This is a genomic window from Gammaproteobacteria bacterium (genome assembly GCA_029880545.1).
In the GTDB taxonomy this organism is placed as follows: domain Bacteria; phylum Pseudomonadota; class Gammaproteobacteria; order Acidiferrobacterales; family SZUA-150; genus JAOUOD01.
The window spans coordinates 39,287-63,986 of the sequence record JAOUOD010000003.1 but is presented as its reverse complement, the minus strand read 5'-3'; the positions used below and the strand labels follow the sequence as shown (position 1 = coordinate 63,986).

Here is a 24,700-nt window from a genome sequence, read left to right as displayed (position 1 = left end):
GATTATGCCTCCGTCCCGGCTACGCCGTTCACTACCTGGATGGCACGCAATGCAGCGGCCGTGGCGTTTTGTACGGCACGGTTAACATCCAATGCGTTACTGGCGCAACCCGCACCAAAAATTCCACCATTGTCTTCGGCGACCTGGATGAATCCACTGACATCGGTCTTCACATCAGGCGCGACTGCCTTGATATCGGCGTTCGGGGTCATACCGACGGCCAACACCACCAGGTCATGCTCGTTGGCATAACGGTGATAGCCCTCGGTGTCTACGCCATGCAGTACCGGGTTGCCGTTTTCACGGTTTTCCATAATGTTGGCAACCTTGGATTTAACGAAGCTGACGTGCTTGTCTTCACGGACCATCTTGTAGAAGTCCTCGAAACGATCAATGGCTCGAATATCAATATAGTAGATAACAGCCTTGGCATTTTCATCGTCACCGTACTGCTCGCCGATATAAGTGGATTGCTTCAGTGAAGCCATGCAACAAATGCGGGAGCAATGGGTCAGGTGATTGCGGTCACGGGAACCGGCGCATTGGATAAAGGCGATATTCTTCGCTTCCTTGCCATCAGACGGACGCAGCAGCTTGCCACCGGTTGGGCCATTGGGATCCATCAGGCGCTCAAACTCGACACTGGTAATGACATTGGCGTAACGATCGTAGCCGTACGGCTGGATCTTGGCGGCATCATAGGGTGCCCAGCCGGTAGCCCAGATAACGGCACCAACATTCAGGTCAAGCGCCTCTTCCTTCATATCCAGGTCCACGGCGTCGTACTTGCACGCGGCCCTGGCCTTGTCGGCGTCGGCGGTACCAATGATGCTGGGATCGATAACATAGCGCTGCGGGTGGGCCATGGCGAACGGCAAGTAGGCTGCCTTGGTCTTGTTCATATTATAGTTGAACGCGTTATCCACTTCGGCGTCCACGGCTTCGGCGCAGGCGCCGCAGGCTGTGCAGTTTTCATTGACGAACCGGGGCGAAATTTTGATGCTGGCAGTGTAATTGCCGGCCCCACCGCTAATGGCCGTGACTTCCGCCATGGTCAACACCGTGATGTTCTTGTTCATTTTGGTGCGGCGGTTGTTGATTTCGAGACCACAGGTCGGGAAACACAGTTTCGGGAAGTATTTGTACAGCTGGCTTACCCGTCCACCCAGTGCCGGTTTTTTCTCTACCAGCACAACCTTTTTGCCACATTCGGCAGCTTCGATGGCCGCGGTCATTCCGCTGATACCACCCCCGACCACTAATATGGTCTCATTTGTAGCAACTACATCCGTCATTGATGCCCCTCCAAAACGGATAGTGAAAAATCTGGATTTTCGGTCGAGTATTTACTCAATACAGAGAGTCCGCAACCATACCGCCCCGCGAGATTTTAGGCCACTATTGATGATGCAAAAACAGATTTATTTTTCGTATGCGCTAATAGAATGTTTATATCTACCCGGCGAAGTTACGGAAATTCGCGAATTCCAGTCCAGGGGAAGCCTGGCTCTCGCCCGGGAAACCCTGCTGGCGACCCCAGCCATTCATCCGAAGGCCATTTTCTGCCACAATCGCAACACACAATAACCAACCCAAGCAAACAGGAATTATCATGTCAGCACTGATTTGCGGCTCTTATGCCTACGACACCATTATGGTGTTCAACGACCAGTTCAAAAATCACATTATCCCCGAAAAAGTTCATATCCTGAACGTATCCTTCCTGGTACCTGACATGCGCCGCGAGTTCGGCGGCTGTGCTGGCAACATCGCCTACAACTTGAAACTGCTGGGTGGCGATCCCCTGCCCATGGCCACGGTTGGCAACGATTTTGCTCCCTACGCGGCCTGGATGAACGAATGCGGCATTCCTCGCACTCATATCCGGGAACTGTCGGATACCTACACCGGCCAGGCATTTATTACCACCGATATGGATGATAACCAGATTACAGCGTTTCACCCAGGCGCCATGGGTGAGTCCCACCAAAATACGGTGTCCGATGCCGCCGGCATCACGATTGGTATTGTTTCACCCGATGGCCGCCAAGGCATGATTGACCATGCACGCCAGTTTGCCGAGGCCAATATCCCTTTTATTTTCGATCCGGGCCAAGGTATGCCCATGTTCGATGGCAACGATTTGATGGAATTCGTCGACCAGGCCACCTGGGTCACGGTCAACGATTACGAGGCTCAATTGCTTCAGGAGCGCACCGGCAAGTCGCTGGAAGAACTGGCTGAACAGGTAGAAGCCTTGGTGGTAACCCTCGGCGGTGAAGGCTCCCGTATCTACGCCGGCGATCAACGCATTGATATTCCGACGGCAGCGACCAGCGCGGTCAATGACCCCACCGGCTGTGGTGATGCCTACCGTGCCGGCCTGCTTTACGGCCTGATGAACAAGCTGGATTGGGACACCACCGGACGTATCGCGGCGCTGATGGGTGCCATCAAAATCGAACAGCACGGCACCCAGAATCATCGCTTCAGCCGAACCGATTTCGAGGCCCGGTTCCGGGAGAGCTTTGGTCGGGATATTTAAATAGCCGGGATAAGGAAAGTCCTGACCCTTTTTTTGGCTATACCTATTATATATACGCTATAAATTATTGCGCGAATCGGCTGGACCGATACAAGCAATACTTTTCTTTAAGAAACACTTCGAGCTGCCTGATTCAGGCGGCTTTTTTGTTTCTATCAAGGATTTTTATCCCTGCATCGATCTGCTTGACAAACACAACATAGTGGGTGTACTTTGCGTCGGACCACAACATCTAGTGGCAAGAATAAAAACTACAAAATTCTATCAAGCAGTTCTGAATTCAAAACAAAAAAGCGGTGTACGAGAATGGCCGAAACCCTACAGCGGCCAATGCACAGGAGGCAGAAAATAATATGAAGGCAGCAGAAGTCGCTCAGGACGTCACCGAGCGTATTGATATCGATTTACAACCCGCTTCGGAAGACATTTGGGACAAAAAATACCGCCTGAAAACCAAAACTGGCGAAGCGGTGGACGAGGACATCGCCGGCACTTATGAGCGTGTCGCCCAGGCCCTGTCCGAAGTGGAATCCACCCCGGCCAAACAAAAGGAATGGCACAAAAAGTTTGTCTGGGCACTTCAGAACGGAGCAATCCCGGCTGGACGCATCATGTCCAACGCCGGCGCCCAGGCCCACAAACCGGCCACCAGCACCATCAATTGCACGGTATCCGGCACCATTCCGGATTCCATGAATGGCATTCTCAGCTCAGTTCATGAAGCCGGCCTGACGTTGAAGGCGGGCTGCGGTATTGGTTACGAGTTCTCTACCCTCCGTCCCAAAGGGGCGTTTGTCAGCGGGGCCGGAGCACATACCTCCGGCCCCCTGTCCTTTATGGATATTTTTGATGCCATGTGTTTCACGGTCTCGTCTGCTGGCGGCCGTCGTGGCGCACAAATGGGCACCTTTGATATTTCACATCCGGATGTGCCGGATTTCATTCGCGCCAAGCGAGAAGATGGTCGCCTGCGCCAGTTCAATCTTTCCTGCCTGATCACCGAAGAATTCATGGAAGCGGTGAAGAATGACGAGGACTGGAAACTGGCTTTTCCGGCCAGCAATCATGAACTGGAAGATGAAAACACCGAAATTGTCTGGCGCTACTGGCCACAAACCAGCGGCTACACTACCAATGATATCGGTGAAGTCGCGTGTAAGGTTTACAAGGTCATCCCCGCTTCACGGCTGTGGAACCTGATCATGGCTTCGACCTACGACTACGCCGAACCGGGCTTCATCCTGATCGACAAGATCAACGAGATGAACAACAACTGGTATTGCGAAAACGTTCGCGCCACCAATCCTTGTGGTGAGCAGCCATTACCGCCTCACGGTTCATGCCTGCTTGGCTCCATCAACCTGACCAAGTTTGTACTCAATCCGTTTACTGACAAGGCCCGGTTTGACTGGGATCGCTTCAGGGAAGTCGTCGCTATTTTCACGCGCATGCTCGACAATGTTGTCGAAATCAACGGCCTCCCGCTCGAAAATCAGCGCCATGAAATCGAATACAAACGTCGTCACGGCATGGGCTTCCTCGGTCTTGGCTCAACCATGACCATGCTGCGCATGAAGTACGGCAACGACCAGTCACTCGGCTTCACCGAAGACGTCGCCCGCACCATGGCGGAAGTTGGCTGGCAGACCGGTGTTGAGCTGGCCGAAGAAAAAGGTCCGGCACCGATCATGAATGACCTGTTTGTTGTCACCGAAGAGATGCTGGCCAGGCGCCCGGAAATGAAAAGCGACGGCTACAAGGCCGGCGACCAGATTCCCGGTCGGCTGCTGATGGCCAAGTACAGTCGCTACATGCAGCAGTTTGACAGCAAGCTCACCGACGCGATCGCGGAAAAAGGTGTGCGCTTCACTCATCACACCTCAATAGCACCGACTGGCACCATCTCCCTGTCCCTGGCCAACAATGCCAGCAACGGTATCGAACCGTCTTTCGCGCACCATTACAGCCGCAATGTCATTCGCGAAGGCAGAAAGACCAAGGAAAAGGTGGAAGTGTATTCATTCGAGCTACTGGCCTATCGCCAGCTGATTAATACCGATGCCATGCCGTTCAGCCAGGATGAGGTCAGCAAGCTGCCGGATTATTTTATCTCGGCAGACGATGTCACGCCCAAACAACACGTTGATGTGCAGGCAGCAGCGCAAAAATGGGTGGACTCATCCATTTCCAAGACCGCCAATGTGCCGACAGATTTCCCGTTCGAAGACTTCAAGGATATTTACCTGTACGCCTATGAAAAAGGCCTCAAAGGCTGCACCACCTTCCGCTTCAACCCGGAAGCGTTCCAGGGCGTACTTGTGAAAGAGCAGGATCTGGAAAACACCATCTACCGCTTCCAGTTGAGCAACGGCGAAACCCTGGAAGTAAAAGGCAACGATGAGGTTGAATACGACGGTGAAACCCATACCGCTGCCAACCTGTACGATGCCCTGAAAGAAGGCTATTACGGTAAATTCTGAGCACCGCAGCAACAGAAACAACACGGCCCGGTACGACCACGTGCCGGGCCAACCCGAATACGAGGAGGAGCCAGCGATGGCTATCAAGATTGAAAGCAAGATTACCGGTTACGAGGTCGCCGGAGGCAAGAACGACAAGAGCCAGCAGATCGCGGAGGTCACCGAAACCAATATTGTGCACATGCACGAAAAGCTCGAGCGCCCGGACGAACTGGTTGGCAACACCTACAAGATCAAAACACCGCTCACCGAGCATGCGCTGTACGTCACCGTCAACGATATCATCCTCAACGAAGGCACCGAGCACGAGAAACGGCGTCCATTTGAAATCTTCATCAATTCGAAAAGCATGGAGCATTTTCAGTGGATTGTTGCGCTGACCCGGATTATTTCAGCTGTTTTTCGCAAAGGCGGTGACGTTACGTTCCTGGTAGAGGAGCTGCGCAGCGTTTTCGATCCGCGAGGCGGATATTTCAAAAAAGGGCGCTATATTCCGTCCCTGGTAGCAGAACTTGGCGATGTCATCGAGTGCCACATGAAGCATATTGGCCTGATCGTGACCGAAGAAGACGCCCATCAGAAGAAATTCATTGAACAAAAGCGCGCCGAAATTGAAGCAAAGACCAAAAAACAACCTCAACCAGAGGAAAGCAGCAATGATTTTCCTCCCGAGGCACAACTTTGCAACAAATGCATGACCAAGGCAGTAATGAAAATGGATGGCTGCATGACTTGTTTGAATTGTGGAGACTCAAAATGCGGTTGATCCTGGTTTGAAACATGAAACTTCAAACCAGGAACAACAAAATTTATAAAATCTGCAACAAAAAAATTTGCATTTTTTGTTTTCAATAATTAGAGTTACGCCTTGACACGGTTTGTCACTGTGCTAGATGATGAAAGTACAGTGTAAAACAGAAAGAACTCAGGTAACGTTGATCAATTCAGAGGCACCTGATACACCTGATCGGAACGAACCATCGACCAACCAGGTGCAACTGAAACAACGAAGTGGTATCCGGCAAATCAGCAAGCAGTAATTGCAAGCCGGATGCCCTGAACTCATCCCGGTATATGTCCGGGACCAGATCAGGGCGCAGCCTGGAAGGCAACAAGGCTTGGTGTAACGGGTCAGCTGCAGAATTTGCTCATACGATATGCACAATTCTGCAACTCTGTACCCGGAAAAAGCGCACAGCCTCATTGCAGTTACCGGGTCCAGCTGCACGGGATCAACGTATTACCCAAAAAGTTGTTCAGCAACGGAGCAAGGCGGCCATTTTGGATCGATTGCGACAACGTGTCGGCGCTAATAGCATTCTCACTCTGCAAATTAGCGGCAGGCCGACCAACAGCAAGCCCGTTATACGGGCAAACCGGAAGCTCTCAAGGGAAGTCGTTAAAGGCAGCCAAGGGGGCTGTCTTTCCTGTTGTACGGCAAACCGACATCTCTCACCGAAACCACCCTTCCGTCCGTCTCAAACCAGTTCTTTTCAGTCAATCCAGTTTTTTTTCGCATGCTTGTTTCTTTCAAGTATGCGTTTTTGATGTTTCATTCTCTAACCACAACCCAGAAGGAGTGCTGTCATGGCAACTAAGAAAAAGGCGACCAAGAAGCGCGCCGCCAAGCGGAAAACCGCTAAGAAGCGTGTAACCAAGAAGAAGGCTTCAAAGAAGAAAGCTTCGAAGAAGAAAGCTTCGAAGAAAAAAGCTTCGAAGAAAAAAGCTTCAAAGAAGAAGGCTTCGAAGAAAAAAGGCAAGAAAAAAGCTTCAAAGAAAAAGTCCAAGAAAAAGGCTTCCAAGAAGCGCGCTCGCAAAAAGCGTTAAATCGGCATCAGGTCGGCTGACAGCACAAATCCTGCCTTCGGAGACGACTCCTGTCGCCGCTGAAGGCGGGGTTAACGTGGGCAGGCCGGTCGACAAACCGGTGAATTCGGCTACATCGGCGGTTATCGCCCTGTTACCCGGGTTCACCGGTTTTTTATTTGTCCGACCCCTGGTTCGATCTACGCCGGCATGCCTCATCACTCCGCAAACAGGCACGCGCGCTGACTGGCAGCGCGTTCAACAACTTCTCAGCCACACTGGTCACGAAGCACCTGTAGGCGCTCCGGTGTTCCAACATCGGACCAATTGCCTGGAAAATATTCACCTGTCAGCCTTGATTCATCGGCCAGCTTGCGCAGTATGGGCGCCAATGGAAACTTTCCCGGCTGGCAGCCCGCAAACATTTCCGGGCGATACACGCCAATACCCGAATAGGTCAATCGACCATCCAAATCATTGCTGATTGCTGAATTGTCGTGGAGCACAAAGTCTCCGGCAGGATGCTGCGGGGGATTATCCACCATCACGAGGTGCGCCATACCGGCTGGCACCATATTGTGCATTCGGGAAAACGGGTAATCTGTCCAGATATCGCCATTCACCACCAGGAACGGGGCATCTCCGAGCAATGGTAATGCCTTGTATATACCACCGCCTGTCTCCAGGCCGGTCTCGCCTTCAGCTGAGTATTCAATAGTCGCCCCAAATTGCGCACCGGTACCCAGCCTGGCTTCAATCTGGTTGCCGAGATGGGCGTGATTGACAATTAAACGCACAAACCCGCTTTCAACCAGTGACCGAACCAGGTGCTCAATAAGTGAATACTTGCCCACTTCCAGCAACGGCTTCGGCGTATGATCGGTCAACGGGCGCATTCGCTCTCCGCGCCCCGCCGCCAGGATCATTGCTTTCACGCAGCCTCCGGCAAGTCGAGCTCATCAAGCAATTGGTAAAATGACTCAAGCTCTGGATAACGCTGACAGACATCCAGCACATACGCCAATGTACGAGGTATGTCTTTCAGGTATCCCGGCTTGCCATCGCGGTGATTGAGGCGGGCAAAAATACCAATCGCCTTCAGGTGACGCTGAACCCCCATCCAGTCAAACCAGCGCAGGAATTCTTCGTCGTCCTCGCATACCGGTATACCGGAATCCATGGCCAGCTGATGATATCCCTTTACCCAGTCTTCCACCCGCTCCCTGGGCCAGGCGATATAACAATCCCTCAACAGTGATACAAGGTCATAGGTGACCGGGCCGATAACAGCATCCTGGAAATCGATAATCCCCGGGTTATGGCTCTCGCATATCATCAGGTTCCGGGAATGGTAGTCACGGTGAACCCATACCCGGGTTTGCGCCAACGCCTGGTCACGCAACAACTCGAAGGCTTCCCGCAATACATCCGCCCGGGATGCCGACAATGCCAGGCCATGATGCTCACCGAGATACCAGTCACGAAACAGCTCCATTTCGCTCATAAGCAGTTCTGCCGAATACTCCGGGAGAAAATCATCATCTGTATATATGCCGGCCTGCAACACAACAAGCGCGCCCAGCGCATCGCCATAAAGCCTTTCCACTGTCGAATCCCCAAGCTCATCGAGATAGGGGCGACTACCCAGGTCACTGAGCAGCAGGAATCCCTGTTCAAGGTCCTGGTAAAAGATTTCCGGTACATGCAGACCGAGCGCAAGCAAGTGTCCGGCAATTTCAATAAACGGCCCGACATTTTCCTTTTCAGGCGGCGCGTCCATGACAATAAAACTCTGGCCACCGGTGAAAACACGAAAATAGCGCCGAAAGCTGGCATCGGCAGAAGCCGGCTGGATTTCATATTCTGCCGCGTCCAGTGTCGCTGCCAGCCACCCTTTTAACTGCTCATATCGTTTATCCAAAAATTCACCCGATTCATTGCTTGAAGACCCCGCCATTCTATGCAATTTTAGCCGCGACTTGAAAACCTGTGATCACCCTAACCATGCAACCCAGTTTCCGTCCTCTTGGTCTTTACCTGGTTCTTGGCTGCTGCGGCCTAATCAGCAACCTGCATGCAGCCCAGTGCACGGAAACCCCGGTTGACGCATCCGGGGCAAACCCCCGCACCTGCCCGGTGTCACCGGGCAGCGTTACAGCAGATGGCTCGGTTTCCATTCGGTCAGACCGGGTGGAAATGTCGGACAAAAACCATGTTCAGTTTCAGGGGCAAGTTACCCTGAACAATGCCAATGAAAGCATACAGGCCGATATCATTCACTACGACCGGCAGCAGGACACGGTAACGGCAAACGAGGCGCTGTTCTGTCGCGGCAACGGCGACCAGTTCACGACACCTGTTCTGTACTATCAGCCCGGAACCAAAAAAGGCGAAACCGGCCAGGTGGATTACCTGCTGGCTGACAAGGGCAGAGGATCCGCCAACAGGATTTCATTTGAGGCCAGCGGCAGCCTGAGCCTCGATGACCTGAGCTATACCACCTGTCCACAGGACAGCAAGGCCTGGTACCTGTCCATCAGCGAGCTTGAGCTTGATCGCACCAATGATATTGGCGTGGCACACCATGCGGTTCTGCATGTTCAGAACATACCGGTATTTTACTGGCCCTATGTGGATTTCCCGCTGTCAGATCGACGCAAGAGCGGTTTCCTGGCGCCAAACTATGGCACCAGCGACAACACCGGTGCGCGCATCTCGGTTCCCTATTACATCAATCTTGCACCACAAATGGATGACACCATTACGCCGGTCTACATGCGCCAGCGTGGCTGGCAATTACAGAACGAGTTTCGCTACATGGGCAAGGGCTACGCGGGCCAACTTGATGCCGAAGCCTTGTGGAATGACAAGGAAACCGGCGACAACCGTGGTCGTGCCAACTTCCGCCACAGTCAACGCTGGTCCTCAGGCATCAGTGCCGGACTGCGTGGCAGTTGGGTCTCCGATGCCGACTACCTGCGGGATTTCGGCGAGACGCTGGCTGAAAGCAGCCAGGTGCATCTTCCGCAACAGGCTACGCTCGGTTATGGCGGCAACCGTTGGCAAAGCCGACTGACAATGCTGGACTACCAGACTATTGATGAAACCCGCAGCAGCAGCCAGCCCTATGCATTTTTGCCACGATTACAGCTGGACAGCCACTACCCTGAGATCACGGCAAGACTCAATGCCAATATCAATACTGAATGGGTAAACTTCAGTCACCCGGAAGATATCCAGGGTCAACGACTGCTATTGCAGCCAAAACTGAGCTTGCCGTTTCGTGCTCCCTGGGGTCACTTTGTACCCGTCGTCGGCGGTGACCACCTGTCGTACGACCTGGGTAGTACACCGGATAGCGCCCGTACCGGCGGTTTCGAAGAACGGCTTCAGATCAGTACCGGGTTTGCCAGCATTGATACCGGCCTGGCGCTGGAGCGCATCGGTTCCAGCCACACCATCGCCCTCGAACCGAGACTGTTCTACGCATGGCGTCCCTACCAGGAGCAGGACCAACTGCCGGTATTTGATACCCGTGAGCAGGAAGCCACTTATGCGCAGCTTTTCAGCGTAGAACGATTTTCCGGTGGTGATCGCCTGGGCGACATCAATCGCATCAGCGTCGGCTTGCAGTCGCGACTTGTCGCCAACGCGTCCGGCGAAGAACTGATCGGCCTCGCCATAGGCGCCGGTCGTTATCGTGAAGCCCGCCGGGTAAACATCTTTCCGGGTATTGACGCGCACCCGACCACCGACACCATTACCGAATTACGTGCCCGCCTGCCCGGAAACTGGTATGCACACAGCCGGGTAAACTGGGATCCCTACCTGGACGCGGTTCGACAAAACTACAACTTTTTACAATACCAGCCAGCGGCCAATGTCATATTCAATGCCGGTTACCGGGTAATCCACGAAGGTCAGAGACAGGCGGATATTTCGTTCGCCACCCCTGTTGGCTTCGGCTTCAGTGTTTCCGGGCGCTGGAACTATGATCTCGAGGCACAGACCAACCTCGAATCCTATGCCGGGCTGGAATACCGCAGTTGCTGCTGGGCGTTACGGGTCTATGGCAGTCGGCGCCTGGGTGACGCCGGCGAACAGATCGACAGCACCATGGCGCAGATAGAATTTTCCGGGCTGGCAAAACTTGGTGACCAGCCGCGCAGCCCGTTCAAACTGGCGACTTTTCATCGATTTGAAAACCCCGAGTCAGCACAACAATCCGGCGAAATCATCGACTGAGCCATTGCGAAAAACTGAGCACACCGCACCGATCATGATATGCTTCGACCGCAGAAACAAAGTGAGCCAGCATGGCTCCAGCCAGGTACCCAAAGCAACAACTCGAGCCAAAAAACTATGAAAACCACCCAGCGTCAGCTCCCGGCAACCTGTGCCGGTATCGCTCTTTGTATCGCCATGTCCGGATTTGCTTTGCCGTCAGCAGTAGCGGCGGAAACTGCCATCGAAAACGCGGTTGATCGAATCGCCGCGACCGTCAACGACGACATCATTACCGAGCGCGAACTGAACCAGGAACTTGAGCGCGCACGAAGGTCAATGAAGGAACGTAAAATCGCCCTGCCGCCGGAATCCATTCTGCGCCAACAAGTGTTGGGCAAAACCATTATTGACCGTTTGCAATCCCAACTCGCCGAAGCAACCGGCCTCAAGACCAGCGACCAGGAAATTGACAACGCCATCGAACAAATCAGGAAAAGAAACAATCTGACTGACAAGAAACTGCGCCAGCAACTGGAGCGGGACAACCTGACCATGGCCGAGTACCGGGAACAGGTGCGTGATCAACTGCTGCAACAAAAGCTGGTAGAGCGCGAAGTAAAACGCCGGATACATGTTTCGGAAGCAGAAGTCAGTGACTTTCTCGAAAACACCATGCGCGCCAATACCGGTGACAGCTACGAGGTCTCGCACATCCTGCTGCCGCTGCCGGAAAACGCTACCACAGAAATCATCAAGGCACTGGCGACAAAAACCGAGGGCCTGGTCAAGCAATTGCGCAATGGCGCGGATTTCAAAACAGTCGCGGCATCTCACTCAAAGGGACCCAGGGCTCTCGAAGGTGGTTACCTCGGATGGCGCCAGGCCGGCCAGTTGCCAGCCGTGTTCGTCGAAGAGCTGGAAAGAATGAAACCAGGGGAAGTCAGCGAGCCGGTACGCAGCGCCAACGGCTTTCATATCCTGAAACTGGATAACAAGCGCAGCAGCAAAAAGAGCAAGATTGTTACCCAGGTACGGGCGCGCCATATCCTGATCGCGACCAACGCGGTTATGCCGGAGGCCGAGGCACGCAACAAGATTGAACAGTTGCGCGATCGCATACTGGGCGGCGGTGATTTCACCAAGGTTGCCCAGGCCCACTCTGAGGATCCAGGCTCATCAGCACAGGGTGGCAAGCTGGACTGGATGAACCCGGGACAGACCGTACCCGAATTTGACAAGGCGCTACAGACGCAGAAAATCGGTGTGCTGGGTCCAATCATCAAATCTGATTACGGATTTCATATCATCGAAGTCCTGGAACGTCGGCAGCAGGATATCGGCGAACTGCTGGATCGCGCCGAAGCGCGCAACCAGATCGTCATGCGCAAGAGTGAAGAACGGTATCAGCAATGGCTGCGCGAACTCCAGGATGAAGCCTATATCCAGATCCTGATTGATGGCCAGTAAGTTTTCATCACCAGTCATTGCATTTACGCCAGGCGAACCCGCCGGTATCGGGCCTGATCTTGCGGTAAGACTTTCATGCGCAGCGTTACCGGTTCCAGTGGTATGCATAGCTGACCCGGACATGCTCCAGGCTCGAGCACGGCAACTGGATCTGCCTCTGAACAGCCAGCCCTGGAAGCCCGGCACGATACTGCCGGGTTTTTACATTGAGCCGGTGGCAAACAGCAGCAACGCCATCGCCGGTCAACTCAACGCCGCCAACAGCCGCTATGTTCTGGATACCCTGGACCGGGCCATTGATGGCTGCCTGAATCATGAATTCGCTGCCATGGTTACCGGACCCGTGCACAAAGGCATCATCAATGACGCCGGCATACCGTTTACCGGGCATACCGAATACCTGGCACAACGATCCGGGACAAACAGGGTGGTCATGATGCTGGCCTGTCCGCAATTGAGGGTTGCGTTGGCCACCACCCACGTCCCGCTAAGCGAAGTGAGTCGCAGCATTACCCGCGAGTCACTCACCGAGATCATTCACATTACCCATCATGACTTGCACAACCGGTTTGGTATTTCTGACCCGGTTATCAATGTTTGCGGCCTCAATCCTCATGCCGGGGAGAACGGCCATCTTGGTCACGAGGAAATTGACTGCATCATGCCGGTCATCGAGGAATACCGGAAACAAGGCATACATCTCCAGGGGCCTACACCTGCCGATACCGCGTTCACGCCACGAGCACTGCAAGGAGTGGATGCGGTGCTGGCCATGTATCATGACCAGGGATTGCCCGTACTAAAGCACCTCGGCTTCGGCCAGGCGGTAAACATCACACTTGGATTGCCATTTATCCGCACATCAGTTGATCACGGCACCGCACTCGATCTTGCCGGCACCGGCAATATAGATGATGGCAGCCTCCTGGCCGCCCTCGAACAGGCGATCAGGCTGACCTCCACCGGCATGGATAGCGATCATGGCTGAACATATTCCACGCAAACGCTTTGGTCAGAACTTTCTGCACGACCAGCATGTGATTCAGCGCATTATTGGCTGCATTGCCCCCGAACCAGGCGATACCGTAACGGAAATCGGCCCAGGACTGGGCGCATTGACCAACCCATTGCTGCAGAAACTGCAGAAACTGGACGTTATTGAGCTGGATCGCGATCTTGCTGACAGACTGGAACAGCACCCCGACTACGGCAAGAAGCTGTTTGTCCATCGCGCCGATGCACTGAAATTTGAATTTTGCTCACTTGCCGGCAACGGGAAACTGCGTATAGTCGGCAACCTGCCCTACAACATCTCGACACCGCTGATCTTTCACCTGCTAACTCAACAGTCCTGCATTCGTGATATGACTTTCATGCTACAAAAGGAAGTCGTTGATCGTATTGTCGCGGCTCCCGGCGGCAAGGATTATGGCCGTCTCTCCATAATGGTGCAGGCCCAATGCCGATGCCAACGACTGTTCATCGTCAAGCCCGGCGCTTTCAACCCTCCACCAAAAGTGGACTCGGCAATAGTTCAACTTGTACCGGAACCGGAACACAGTAAAACGGTCATCAGCATGGATTTGTTCGAAAGAGTTGTCAGGCAAGCCTTTTCTCAACGGCGCAAGACGCTACGTAACACACTCAAAGGTCTTGTTACTGTTGAACAGCTGCAACAAACTGGAATCGACGCTCAGAACCGTCCTGAGGCGCTCAGCGTGGACGAGTACATCGCTATCTCCAACCTGATTGCAAACCAATCCCCGGGATGAATGACACAAACACCAGTGCCAGGATAGTGCGCATCGGTAGACAAGCCTGTTTGCCATCCTCTATTGTGCACCGTCAACGCGTTCCAGATGGTCATGCAAGGCAATAACAAGTCACCCAGTCAGCAAATGAGGGCCCGTCATGCCGGACAGCTACCAGTTCATCAAAATTCTGCACATACTCGGCATCATTATTTTTTATGGCAACATCCTGATCAGCTCCTGGTGGAAATTCATGGCGGTGCGTACCGGCAAACCCGAAATCATTGCCTTTGCACAGTCCCAGATCACCCGGGGCGATATCTGGTTCACCACGCTTGGCAGTATAGTCATACTGATCACCGGCGTTGGAAACGCCCACCTTCACGGCAACCTTCCGGTCGACACTCCGTGGATGATGTGGGGCCTGTGGCTATTCATGGCGTCCGGGATCATCTGGGGAGTATTCATGGTACCGGCACAGGTTCGACAGGCAAGACTGGCGCGGGAATTTGCCGGTGGCGGCCCGATACCGGACCAGTACTGGAGGCTCGAACGGCAATGGGTCCTGGCAGGCGCTATAGCCAAGATTTTACCTCCTTTAATAATTGCTATTATGGTACTTAAACCGGTATAAGAGCCAGGTAGGCGAACAAAGTTGCAGGGCCGACCCGTTCGGCAATTTTCCTGCCGACAAAGAGCCGGTAATAAACCAATTACAACACCGGAACAGTTGAGACACGGAAACGTTGGGAGCGTGATGTGGCATTCAGCCTGTCCATCAGGATCAAGTCCATTGCAGCGCGGTTAAAAAACCGCTTCGCCGGTGACTCGTACCCCGGAAAACATGATTCGGCAATTCTGGTTGCACTGGCCAGCGCCGGGCTGGCACTGGGTCTACTGGTCTTGCTCGGCTGGGTATTGAATATTTCCACCCTTTTCCAGCTGCGCAGCGACTGGGTTCCCATGCAATTCAACACGGCCCTGGGTTTTATCCTCGCCAACTGTGCCATCCTGGCACACTGGCTCCGATACGACACCATTACACGCACACTGGCGTTCCTGTTGCTGGCCCTGAGCTCCCTGACACTCGCGCAGTACATCTCCCATACCGACCTCGGCATTGACCAGCTGTTCATGGATGCCTACGTTACTACCAAGACTTCGCACCCCGGCAGAATGGCTCCCAATACGGCAACCTGTTTTTTGATGGCAGGGCTGGGGCTGATTCTCATCAGCAGTCAGCAACATTACCGCTACAGCTTCAACATGCTGGTATTGCTCATCTCGACAGTTATCGCGGCAATTTCCTACAGCGCCCTGTATGGCTACCTGGCCGGACCGGTCAACACCTTTGACTGGGGCGCGTATACACTAATGGCAGTACACACGGCCACGGGATTTGTGCTGCTGTCTACGGCACTGGCCCTGATTGCTCGCCATCATGTACAAATGTTCGGCCGACGCTACAAGACACGAGGCCTGGCCGGGCTCTGGCTGATTGGCGCCGCCATAGTGCTGAACATCTGGTTTGCCATCCATGACAAGGAATACAGATACCTGAAAAACCTGACCGAATCAGCCGGCAAATCCTTTGCATTGGCCATACAGACAAACTACCGCAATGACATCCTGGCTCTCGGCCGCATGCGTGATCGCGTGCTGCAGCATGGCCAAAAGAATTTTGCGTACTGGGAACAGGACACCCACCGGTACCGGAACGACCTGCCCGAACTCAGCGCGGTCATCATCAGTGATCACCGGAGGAGAATTTACCGCGAGAAAGGATTCAACCCGTTCAAGCGGGAACACATTCAGGAACTTGCGGAATCCATTCAACAGGACCGGGCGACGCATTTATTGGTGGATACCGGCGACGGATCCCACTACCTTGTCAGCACCTACAGGCTATGGGATGACACCAGCTCAATGATTGCCCTTATCAGGCTGGATGCACTTGTCCTGGCAACCCTGAAAAGACATACCGACGAATACGAGGTGGGCAAAAATATCAGCATCAGCATTTTCCATGACGGCAAGATGCTCTATCAGTCCACTGCCTCGCATACCGGAATCAACTCGGTCCTGGGCACGTATTTACCGGTGATGCTGGGCACACTGGAACTGGACAGTCATTATTCACCAGACCAGGAATTTTTCATTAATACCTTTTCCGGAAACTCCCAGTTTGTTGTGATTGCCGGTTTTCTGATGAACACATTGCTTTTGCTGGTACTGGACAGTCAGCGCATGTTTCGACGGATCAGCGAGGCCCTGGCGGGTACCAACGCGCAGCTGACTCGCGAAATCGCCGAGCGTGAACGGGCGGAAAAGGTCAAGGATGACTTCCTGTCCACCATCAGTCACGAATTACGCACACCGCTCACATCAATACAAGGTGCAATCAAGCTGATCAAGCACGGCAACATTGACATTACCGCCGCCAGCGGTACCGAACTTCTTGGTATCGCAGATCGCAACTCTGACAGGCTGCTTGAACTCATCAACGAATTGCTGGACGCCGCCAAAATGCAGGCGGGCACATTGTCTTTATCAAGAAAGCCCTTTGACCTGACCGAAGCGCTTTCCGAAGCCTGCGAGACCGGCGCGATCCTGGCTTCCCGGTACAATGTTCGCCTGGCGATGCCGGATATAACGCTTCAGATGCCGGTATACGGCGACCGCGGCCGTATCATCCAGGTCTTTTTCAATATTATCAGCAACGCCATTCGCCACACTCGTAAACACACCGAGGTACACATTGACACCTGCGATGCCGGCCAAGGTTGGCGTATCGATATCAAGGATCAGGGAGAAGGAATTCCCGAAGAATTTCGGGGCCGGATATTTGAACGATTCACCCAGGCGAACACATCAACAACCAGGCAATCAGGCGGTACCGGCCTTGGACTGAACATTTCCAAATCCATAGTTGAATCCCATGGTGGGCAAATCGGCTTCAGTTCGTCCGGGTCGGGCACAACGTTTTTTGTAATCCTGCCGAAATACAGATCCGGGCACGATGCCTAGCGGGATTTCTTTTTGTATTCCCTGATAACGAGCTCTGCCGGCTGATCACGGCCTTCAAGCTCCTGCATCCTGGTTTCAATCCATTGCTCCACATCCGCCATGATTTCATCGGCCTTGCGGCCTTCGCTGTGAATCACCGGGCCAATACACACCCTGACTGTTCCCGGCTGTTTGTATACCTGCTTGCGCGGCCAGAAGCTGCCGGCATTGTGCGCAACAGGTACAACCGGGTATCCGGTTTCAGCTGCCAGTATTGCGCCACCAAGCTTGTACTTGCCGCGGGTATGGGTAGCCATGCGCGTACCTTCCGGGAACACGATCACCCAAAGCCCTTCCTTGAGGCGTTCGCGCCCGCGACTGATCAACTGCTCAACCGCCTTGCGGCCGGCGCCTCGATCAATGGCAATGGGATGCAACATGGCCAGCGCCCAGCCGAAAAACGGTAGCCATAACAGTTCGCGCTTGAACACGTAGGTCTGCCGGGGAAACAGTTTGACAAAGGCGAAGGTTTCCCAGGTTGACTGATGCTTTGCCAGGATAATGGCGTTGCCTTCAGGCATGTTTTCCCGGCCCTCCACTTCATAACGGATACCACACAGCACCTTGAGCAACCACGTCTGGAAAGCCGGCCACAAGGCCATATAGCGATAACGCCAGGAATACGGAAAGAAATACAGGATCAGGCCGGGACCAACAAAAAGCACCAGCGAAACCGGCATAAACACGGTATACAGGATTGATCGAATCCATTGCATCATGAATCAGTACTCTTCCAGCTTGCCCTGTACCAGGGTGTCAACAAATTCAGCCAGATCACGAAACACCGGCACACCATCCAGCTCGGTGGACGTTTTGGCGGTACTGCGACCCTTTCCGGTCTTGACCAGTACCGGCCTGGCCTTGGCATCGCGGGCTGCAACAATATCGCGCTCCGAGTCACCAACAGCAAATACGTCATTCAACTGGATACGAAAACGTTCGGCGATATCCTCGAACAATCCCGGTCTCGGCTTGCGACAACGACAGGCATCACCCGGGCCATGGGGACAGAAAAAAATACCGTCCACTTCACCGCCCTTTCCTGCAACCATTTGCACCATTTTGTCGTGGATGCGATTGAGCATGTCCATGTTAAACAGGTTGCGGGCGATGCCGGACTGGTTGGTGGCGATCACCACGCGCCAGCCCTCCCGGTTCAGGCGCCCGATTGCCTCCAGGCTGCCGGGAATCGGAATCCATTCATCAGGTGACTTGATGAACTGGTCAGAATCCTGGTTGATGACTCCGTCCCTGTCGAGAATAACAAGTTTCATACCGCCACCTAGTCCATATCCCGGAACTCGGATACCCGGATCCGGCCATTTACCATTTTTGACTCACGCTGCATGATTTTGTCCATTTTCTTCCAGAAGGCTGCTTTCAAATCAAAATCAGCGGCAATAGCCGTGCCGATCAGCAGAATAAACAAATCGGCGGTCTCCTCGGCCAGGCTCTCAATGCTCTTGCCCTTGGTTACCGCTGCCGCCATTTCACCGAGCTCTTCACTCATCAACGCAATTCGGTAGGTCAGCTCCTCGCCACCGGTATTTCTGAAATCATGCTTGCAGTGAAATGCCTGTACTGCGTCAAGCATGGCCTGGTAGGAATCCTGGTCAGTCATATCTGCTTGTGTTCCATAATTTACCGTGGCCGTTCGCCGACAATCCGATCCGGCAAACCCGTTTACAATCCGGCCTGCAAGGCTGCTGCCGAGAACATGCGGTCAGTAACAGGCCGTTTTTTATCCCTGCAGTTTTGACAAATCCGCGATACGAAGAAACAGCCTGCCCAGGCTATCCAGCAATGCCAGGCGATTGTCACGTACCGCTTCCTCGTCCACCATCACCATGACCTTGTCAAAGAAGTCATCCACCTGTGGTCGCAGCGCTGCCAGCTTCTTCATCGCAGCAGTGTAGTCGCCCTTGGCAAACACCGGTTCCAGCTCAGCACTCATGGCGATGACCTTGTCCGCCAGTGCCACCTCAGCCGGTTCCGACAACAGCTGTTTCGAAACATGATCCCGGTTGGCAGTACCACCCTGCTTGAGTATGTTGCGAATACGCTTGTTGGCTGCCGTCAGGGGTTCAGCTTCCTTGAGCTTGCGGAAAGCCTTGACTGCCTTGATGCGCCGGTCGAAATCCAGCGGCCTGGAAGGCTTCGTCGCCAGCACAGATTCAAACTCGTCATGGGCTACTCCCTGGTCAGCGTAATAGGCGCGCAATCGCTCCATCATGAAGCCGTATACCTCATGACTGGCTTTATCCATATCAAACTGTCCCGGCTGGCTGGCTGCCGCACTGCGGACCAGGGCCAGCAAATCCAGATCCAGATCGGCCTCAATCATGATACGCAAGGCGCCCAAAGCGGCGCGACGCAAGGCAAACGGATCCTTGTCGCCGGTTGGCACCTCGCCGATACTGAAGATACCGACAATGGAGTCAATTTTTTCGGCAACTGCCAGTGCCTGGCCGGTTGCCGTTTTCGGTAACTGGTCGCCGGCAAATCGCGGCATGTACTGTTCTTCCATGGCGGCCGCGACGTCGGCCGGCTCACCATCATGGACGGCGTAGTACCTGCCCATAATGCCCTGCAAATCAGGGAACTCGAATACCATACCGGTCATAAGATCGGCGCGGGCAAGTTGTGCAGCACGCGTTGCCATGGCCTTGTCGCCGCCCAGCTCAGTGGCGATGACAGCGCTGAGTTTTTTCACGCGCTCAACCTTGTCATGGACCGTGCCAAGCTTGACGTGAAATACCACATCCTTGAGTGCAGCGATACGATCAGCCAGTGCCGTTTTGCGGTCCGTATCCCAGAAGAACTTGGCATCGGAAAAGCGGGCACGCAATACACGCTCGTTACCCGCACGCACGGCGGCCGGTTTCCGGCTCTTGATGTTGGCCACCGTAATAAAATGCGGCATCAGCTTGCCGCTGCGACCGATGACAGGAAAATACTTCTGATGATCCTGCATGCTGCTGATCAGCGCTTCAGCAGGCACATCAAGGAACGCATGGTCAAAGGAGCCGAGTACCGGTTCAGGCCATTCCACCAGGCTGGTGACTTCATCAAGCAAGTCCACATTGATCACGGCCTGGCCTTTTTGTTTGACAGCCAGCTTTTCGACACCACTGCGTATCAACTGCTGACGCACGGCAAAATTCGCAATTACCTTGCCCTGGGATTTCAGCAAGCGCTCATAATCTTTTGCCGCAGGAATGCGTATGGCCTTCGGCGCGTGAAAGCGATGACCATAACTGACACGTCCGGATTTGACCGCCAGCATTTCCGCTGGTACCAACTTGTCGCCGTGCAACATGAGTAACCAGTGTACCGGTCGGACAAATTCCGCATCCAGGTCGCCCCAGCGCATGCGCTTGGGGATAGGCAATTTTTTCAGTGCGTTTTCGAATATCGCCGGAACGAGGACAGCGGCTTTCTGGCCCTTTTCGAGGCTGCGGAACACCATCCACTCACCCTTGTCGGTCTGCACTTTTTCCAGCTTGTCCGGGGTCACACCGCAGGAACGGGCAAAACCTTCCAGCGCCTTTGTTGGCTTACCATCAGCATCAAATGCCGCCTGCGCCGCCGGCCCTTTTCGCTCCGTTTCGCGATCAGGTTGCTGCAATCGCACCTTGCCAAACAACACGGCCAGTCGACGCGGCGCGGCAAACACACGGTAATCATCCGACTCGAGCAGCCCGGCCTCTGCCAGCCCCTCATGCACGAAACGACCAAGATTTTCACTCAGTGACTTCAGCGCCTTCGGCGGCAACTCTTCCGTACCTAACTCGATCAATAGATCGGTGGATGACCTGGTTGCAGCCTTGCGCGCGGTTTTTCCGGCGCTCTTCTTTTTTGCTTTCTTAGCCATTGGCTGCCTCCTTGCCCTTTACTGCCTTGAGCTTCGGAAAACCAAGAGCTTCACGGGAATCGTAATACGCTTGCGCAATCAATCGTGCCAGTCCGCGCACGCGGCCAATATAACGCGCACGCTCGGTGACGCTAATGGCACTGCGTGCATCCAGCAGGTTAAATGCATGCGAGGCTTTCAGCACCATTTCATAGGCCGGCAGCGGCACGCCGGCTTCCACCAGGCGCTTGCACTCGGATTCGCAATCATCAAATTGCCTGAACAACAACTCGGTGTTGGCATGTTCAAAATTGAATCCTGAAAATTCCACCTCGTTCTGGTGAAAAATGTCGCCGTAAGTAAATCTCTCGTTCCATTGCAGATCAAAAATACTGTCTACACCCTGAAGGTACATGGCGATACGCTCAAGACCATAGGTAATTTCACCGGTTACCGGCCTGCATTCCAGCGCGCCCACCTGCTGAAAGTAAGTGAACTGGGTGACTTCCATACCGTTCAGCCAGACTTCCCAGCCCAGGCCCCAGGCACCAAGGGTGGGCGACTCCCAGTTGTCTTCAACAAAACGAATATCGTTGGTTAACACATCAATACCCAGCTTTTTCAATGAGCCCAGGTACAGCTCCTGGATATTGGATGGTGACGGTTTCAGGATGACCTGGAACTGGTAGTAATGCTGAAGCCGGTTGGGATTTTCACCGTACCGACCATCTGTAGGTCGACGGCAAGGTTGCGCGTAGGCGGTGCGTGCAGGCTCGGGGCCAATGGCCGCGAGGAAAGTCGCCGGATGAAATGTGCCAGCGCCCATTTCCATGTCATACGGCTGAACCACGACGCAGCCCTGGCCAGCCCAATATTGCTGAAGGTTGAAAATCAGGTCCTGGAAATACAAGCGAAATCCCTCTGTTCAGGCTAAACGGCCCGCGATTATAACGCGGCCTTGCTGCCAGCGTCAGGCATAATCGCAGCGTACGACTCAGGTTCCGTTCTGGTTCTGCATCAACCAGTAATAGATCTTGTCGACACGTCGCTCAAAGGCTGGCGTGCGGGTCGTCGGGTTGTGTTTTTTCGGGCTGGGCAGGCACGCGGCCAGTTCCGCTGCCTGGCGCCAGGTGACCTGGCTGACCGGCTTGTTCCAGTAATGCAGCGACGCCGCCTCAACACCGTAGATCCCTTTGCCAAACTCGGCAATATTGAGATAAAGCTCCATGATCCGGCGCTTCTTCAGGTTGCGTTCCATGCCCCAGGTCAGCAGCAGTTCGTGCCATTTACGCAGAAAATCCCGCGACCCGGTAAGAAACAGGTTTTTCACGGTTTGCTGGGAAATTGTACTGGCCCCAAATGCCAGCTTTCCACGACTGAGGTTTTGATCCATAGCTTCGCGAAATGCGATGAGATCGAAGCCATCGTGCTGGTAAAAGCGGCTATCTTCGGCAACTACGACGGCACGAATCATGTGCTGAGGGATTTTGTCATAGCTAACGGGTCGCCATCGGAGCGGCGGCAAGTTTTTGTGCCGCGGTTTCTTCAAGTCTCGCTGGTAAGACAGGATAAAGTTTGATTTGGGTATCGAGCCCTTTTGCAGCGCATCCCAATCCGGCCATTGTGTGGCCACGTAAAACAAATCGACAATTATGAATACCAGCAACAACCGGAAAGACCAGCGCAGGATACGGCCAATCCAGCGCACACCGGCAACTACCCGGGAACCGGGGTCACGGGATCGTCGCAATCGGCGTCGAAAAGGCCAGGTCATTCAGGCGGTCCACCGCGAAATCAGGGAAATCATCTATATTATGGTTTAGCATAGAAAGCCATGAAATAATGAAACAACGCACCGCCGAAAACAAATATTCAGGCCATTACCTACAATAATTCGGTACAAAACAGGGAAAGATCGACCAGGTCCATGAGCGCAGCCATTCTTCGCTACCAACATTACAAACCGCTGTTTGTCATCACGCTGCTGCTGTCACTGGGATTCTGGGGCAGCTTGCTGGGCTATTTATGGTTCCAACTGCCGCAATGGCTGGCCCAGTACACACCTCTTGAGGCGAGAGTTCGCGACACCCTGCTGCCGCCGCTCGTGTTCGCCACACTCGTCGTCACCTGGCTTGTACACGCACTGTACAGAATTCGCCGTCTCAGCAAATTACGTGGATTCGCAGTGGCGCTCACTGAAAAACAGCAGCCCGACCTGTTCGCGCGGCTGCACAAAGCCTGTGATCGACTCAATATTGACGACGTTCCCACTGCCTACATTTGCGGGCACGAACAACTGCTCGAGAGCGTTCGCGTCTTCGGCCGCTACCATCTGGCGCTGGACGGGGACATCATTGCCGCGCTAACCGAGCGCCAGGGTGCCATTGAATTTCACATGGGTCAGCAACTGGCAAAGCTCACTGACCCGTATCGATCCTGGCGCTTTTTTCTGGCACCGGCACTGGTCCTGCCACTGCTGGGTACAGCCTGGCGACGTGCGCAAACCTATCATTATGATCGCGCCGGCCTGGGTGCCTGCAAAAACAAGGTGGACGCCGCCTTTGGCCTGGCCGTCGAAGTCACCCGCAGTGAACGCTGGAAGTCGGTCAATATTCCGGAGTTTGCCAAACAGGGGTTGGAAGGCGCTCACTTCTGGATGTCATTGAATGAACTGGTGTCCACCGAACCCTGGGCCGCCAAACGCATGGCGCACTTGCGCGCACTGGCTACCAGCAGTGACACATTTCTGCCGCGGCGACACATACTGGCCTGGCTGCTGATTGCACCAGTGCCTTATATTCGGTTAGGTCGACCGGTTGGATTGCTGCACCTTGCCTGGCTGGCGCTTTGGCTCGTACCTGTCCTGCATTGGTTGCAGCTGTCACTGCCTCACATTTCCCTTGCCCAATGGCAGCCAGTACCGACCTCGAGTATCGCGCCAACACCACCGGCGGTGACGGAAACCGTTACTGAGCCATCAACAGAAAATACTGAAGCGACACCAAAAAGCTCCGGAGCCAATCCTTACAAGAATCTCGACACCGATCTGGAGACCCTTGGCGCCCTGGCAAGAGGCAAGGCCAGCAAGACCAATCCCATCCCCTGTGAGGCGGGGGAACTCGGCGCCATCAAGCTGCACTACCCGACAAAACGCTATGTCTACAATTGCGATGAGCCAGTAGTCTACAGCCGGGTCGATCAGGGAGAATTTGAACCAGGCAAAAGTGCCCATATTCGCCGCTACAACTGGAAAGAACTGCGCATGGTCGATGGCTCGGACAACAAAAACATTATGAAATAAATAGTTTTACCAATACCGCCGGTTTTAAATGAGAATAATTTTGATTATGGACAGGAACACAGGATTAGAGTAAGGTCATTCCAGTAGGTGGCACGACACGCTTGGACCACCGGTGGAGGAGAAGGGCCCGAAAGAGGCCAAAAAAAGCCCAGCGACCAAAAAACGGGCTGCAAGCACACAAAAAAGCAGGACCATAATTATTAT

20 protein-coding genes are annotated in these 24,700 nt (G+C 53.9%); 11 read left to right on the top strand and 9 right to left on the bottom strand.

Annotated elements, in window-relative coordinates:
- Positions 1–2: 2 nt before the first annotated feature.
- On the bottom strand, positions 3–1,295 hold the full coding sequence (locus OEZ10_04320) for an FAD-dependent oxidoreductase (protein ID MDH5632201.1): 1,293 nt from the start codon (positions 1,293–1,295) through the stop codon (positions 3–5).
- A gap of 317 nt (positions 1,296–1,612) precedes the next feature.
- Between OEZ10_04320 and OEZ10_04315 the strand changes: the two genes are divergently transcribed.
- The 4 genes from OEZ10_04315 to OEZ10_04300 all read left to right on the top strand — a co-directional run bounded on the left by OEZ10_04315 (position 1,613) and on the right by OEZ10_04300 (position 6,852).
- Positions 1,613–2,545 carry a carbohydrate kinase family protein gene (locus OEZ10_04315; protein MDH5632200.1) on the top strand — a complete coding sequence of 311 codons (933 nt, stop codon included), beginning with the start codon at positions 1,613–1,615 and terminating at the stop codon, positions 2,543–2,545.
- A 353-nt stretch (positions 2,546–2,898) separates the two neighbouring features.
- The gene (locus OEZ10_04310; protein MDH5632199.1) at positions 2,899–5,025 is read left to right on the top strand and encodes an adenosylcobalamin-dependent ribonucleoside-diphosphate reductase; all 2,127 of its coding nucleotides are present in this window, start codon (positions 2,899–2,901) and stop codon (positions 5,023–5,025) included.
- A gap of 76 nt (positions 5,026–5,101) precedes the next feature.
- Entirely contained in the window at positions 5,102–5,791 is a 690-nt protein-coding gene (locus OEZ10_04305; protein ID MDH5632198.1) for an NrdJb, read from the top strand.
- Positions 5,792–6,612: 821 nt separating this feature from the next.
- The gene (locus OEZ10_04300; GenBank protein ID MDH5632197.1) at positions 6,613–6,852 is read left to right on the top strand and encodes a hypothetical protein; all 240 of its coding nucleotides are present in this window, start codon (positions 6,613–6,615) and stop codon (positions 6,850–6,852) included.
- A gap of 248 nt (positions 6,853–7,100) precedes the next feature.
- Here OEZ10_04300 and OEZ10_04295 read toward each other — a convergent pair whose 3' ends face one another.
- Entirely contained in the window at positions 7,101–7,766 is a 666-nt protein-coding gene (locus tag OEZ10_04295) for a nucleotidyltransferase family protein (protein MDH5632196.1), read from the bottom strand.
- A complete protein-coding gene (locus tag OEZ10_04290) occupies positions 7,763–8,752 on the bottom strand; it encodes a phosphotransferase (protein ID MDH5632195.1) in 990 nt (329 codons plus the stop codon). Before OEZ10_04290 ends, OEZ10_04295 begins: the two co-directional genes overlap by 4 nt.
- Before the next feature lie 68 nt (positions 8,753–8,820).
- Between OEZ10_04290 and lptD the strand changes: the two genes are divergently transcribed.
- From lptD to OEZ10_04260, 6 genes are all read left to right on the top strand, one after another.
- Entirely contained in the window at positions 8,821–11,076 is a 2,256-nt protein-coding gene (lptD, locus tag OEZ10_04285) for an LPS assembly protein LptD (GenBank protein MDH5632194.1), read from the top strand.
- A 117-nt stretch (positions 11,077–11,193) separates the two neighbouring features.
- Positions 11,194–12,525 (top strand): peptidylprolyl isomerase, encoded by a 1,332-nt coding sequence (locus OEZ10_04280; protein ID MDH5632193.1) that lies wholly within the window; start codon positions 11,194–11,196, stop codon positions 12,523–12,525.
- Complete coding sequence (pdxA, locus tag OEZ10_04275; GenBank protein ID MDH5632192.1) at positions 12,515–13,513, top strand: 4-hydroxythreonine-4-phosphate dehydrogenase PdxA; 999 nt, start codon at positions 12,515–12,517, stop codon at positions 13,511–13,513. Before OEZ10_04280 ends, pdxA begins: the two co-directional genes overlap by 11 nt.
- Complete coding sequence (rsmA, locus tag OEZ10_04270) at positions 13,506–14,297, top strand: 16S rRNA (adenine(1518)-N(6)/adenine(1519)-N(6))-dimethyltransferase RsmA (protein MDH5632191.1); 792 nt, start codon at positions 13,506–13,508, stop codon at positions 14,295–14,297. Before pdxA ends, rsmA begins: the two co-directional genes overlap by 8 nt.
- Positions 14,298–14,436: 139 nt before the next feature.
- Entirely contained in the window at positions 14,437–14,910 is a 474-nt protein-coding gene (locus OEZ10_04265) for a DUF2269 domain-containing protein (GenBank protein MDH5632190.1), read from the top strand.
- Positions 14,911–15,035: 125 nt separating this feature from the next.
- Entirely contained in the window at positions 15,036–17,303 is a 2,268-nt protein-coding gene (locus tag OEZ10_04260) for a HAMP domain-containing histidine kinase (protein MDH5632189.1), read from the top strand.
- On the opposite strand, the gene OEZ10_04255 is transcribed toward OEZ10_04260, so the two are convergent.
- From OEZ10_04255 to mtgA, 6 genes are all read right to left on the bottom strand, one after another.
- Positions 17,300–18,061 carry a 1-acyl-sn-glycerol-3-phosphate acyltransferase gene (locus OEZ10_04255; GenBank protein MDH5632188.1) on the bottom strand — a complete coding sequence of 254 codons (762 nt, stop codon included), beginning with the start codon at positions 18,059–18,061 and terminating at the stop codon, positions 17,300–17,302. The genes OEZ10_04260 and OEZ10_04255 overlap by 4 nt on opposite strands.
- Before the next feature lie 3 nt (positions 18,062–18,064).
- A complete protein-coding gene (gene gmhB, locus OEZ10_04250) occupies positions 18,065–18,616 on the bottom strand; it encodes a D-glycero-beta-D-manno-heptose 1,7-bisphosphate 7-phosphatase (protein MDH5632187.1) in 552 nt (183 codons plus the stop codon).
- Between the two features lie 8 nt (positions 18,617–18,624).
- Positions 18,625–18,963 (bottom strand): nucleoside triphosphate pyrophosphohydrolase family protein, encoded by a 339-nt coding sequence (locus OEZ10_04245; GenBank protein ID MDH5632186.1) that lies wholly within the window; start codon positions 18,961–18,963, stop codon positions 18,625–18,627.
- 120 nt (positions 18,964–19,083) lie between these two features.
- A complete protein-coding gene (gene glyS / locus OEZ10_04240) occupies positions 19,084–21,216 on the bottom strand; it encodes a glycine--tRNA ligase subunit beta (GenBank protein ID MDH5632185.1) in 2,133 nt (710 codons plus the stop codon).
- Positions 21,209–22,105, bottom strand: coding sequence for a glycine--tRNA ligase subunit alpha (gene glyQ, locus OEZ10_04235; protein ID MDH5632184.1), 897 nt, complete (start codon positions 22,103–22,105; stop codon positions 21,209–21,211). Before glyQ ends, glyS begins: the two co-directional genes overlap by 8 nt.
- Before the next feature lie 84 nt (positions 22,106–22,189).
- Positions 22,190–22,969: a monofunctional biosynthetic peptidoglycan transglycosylase gene (gene mtgA, locus OEZ10_04230; protein ID MDH5632183.1), complete on the bottom strand. Its 780-nt coding sequence runs from the start codon at positions 22,967–22,969 to the stop codon at positions 22,190–22,192.
- Between the two features lie 153 nt (positions 22,970–23,122).
- Between mtgA and OEZ10_04225 the strand changes: the two genes are divergently transcribed.
- Positions 23,123–24,496 carry a hypothetical protein gene (locus OEZ10_04225; GenBank protein ID MDH5632182.1) on the top strand — a complete coding sequence of 458 codons (1,374 nt, stop codon included), beginning with the start codon at positions 23,123–23,125 and terminating at the stop codon, positions 24,494–24,496.
- Positions 24,497–24,700 lie beyond the last annotated feature (204 nt).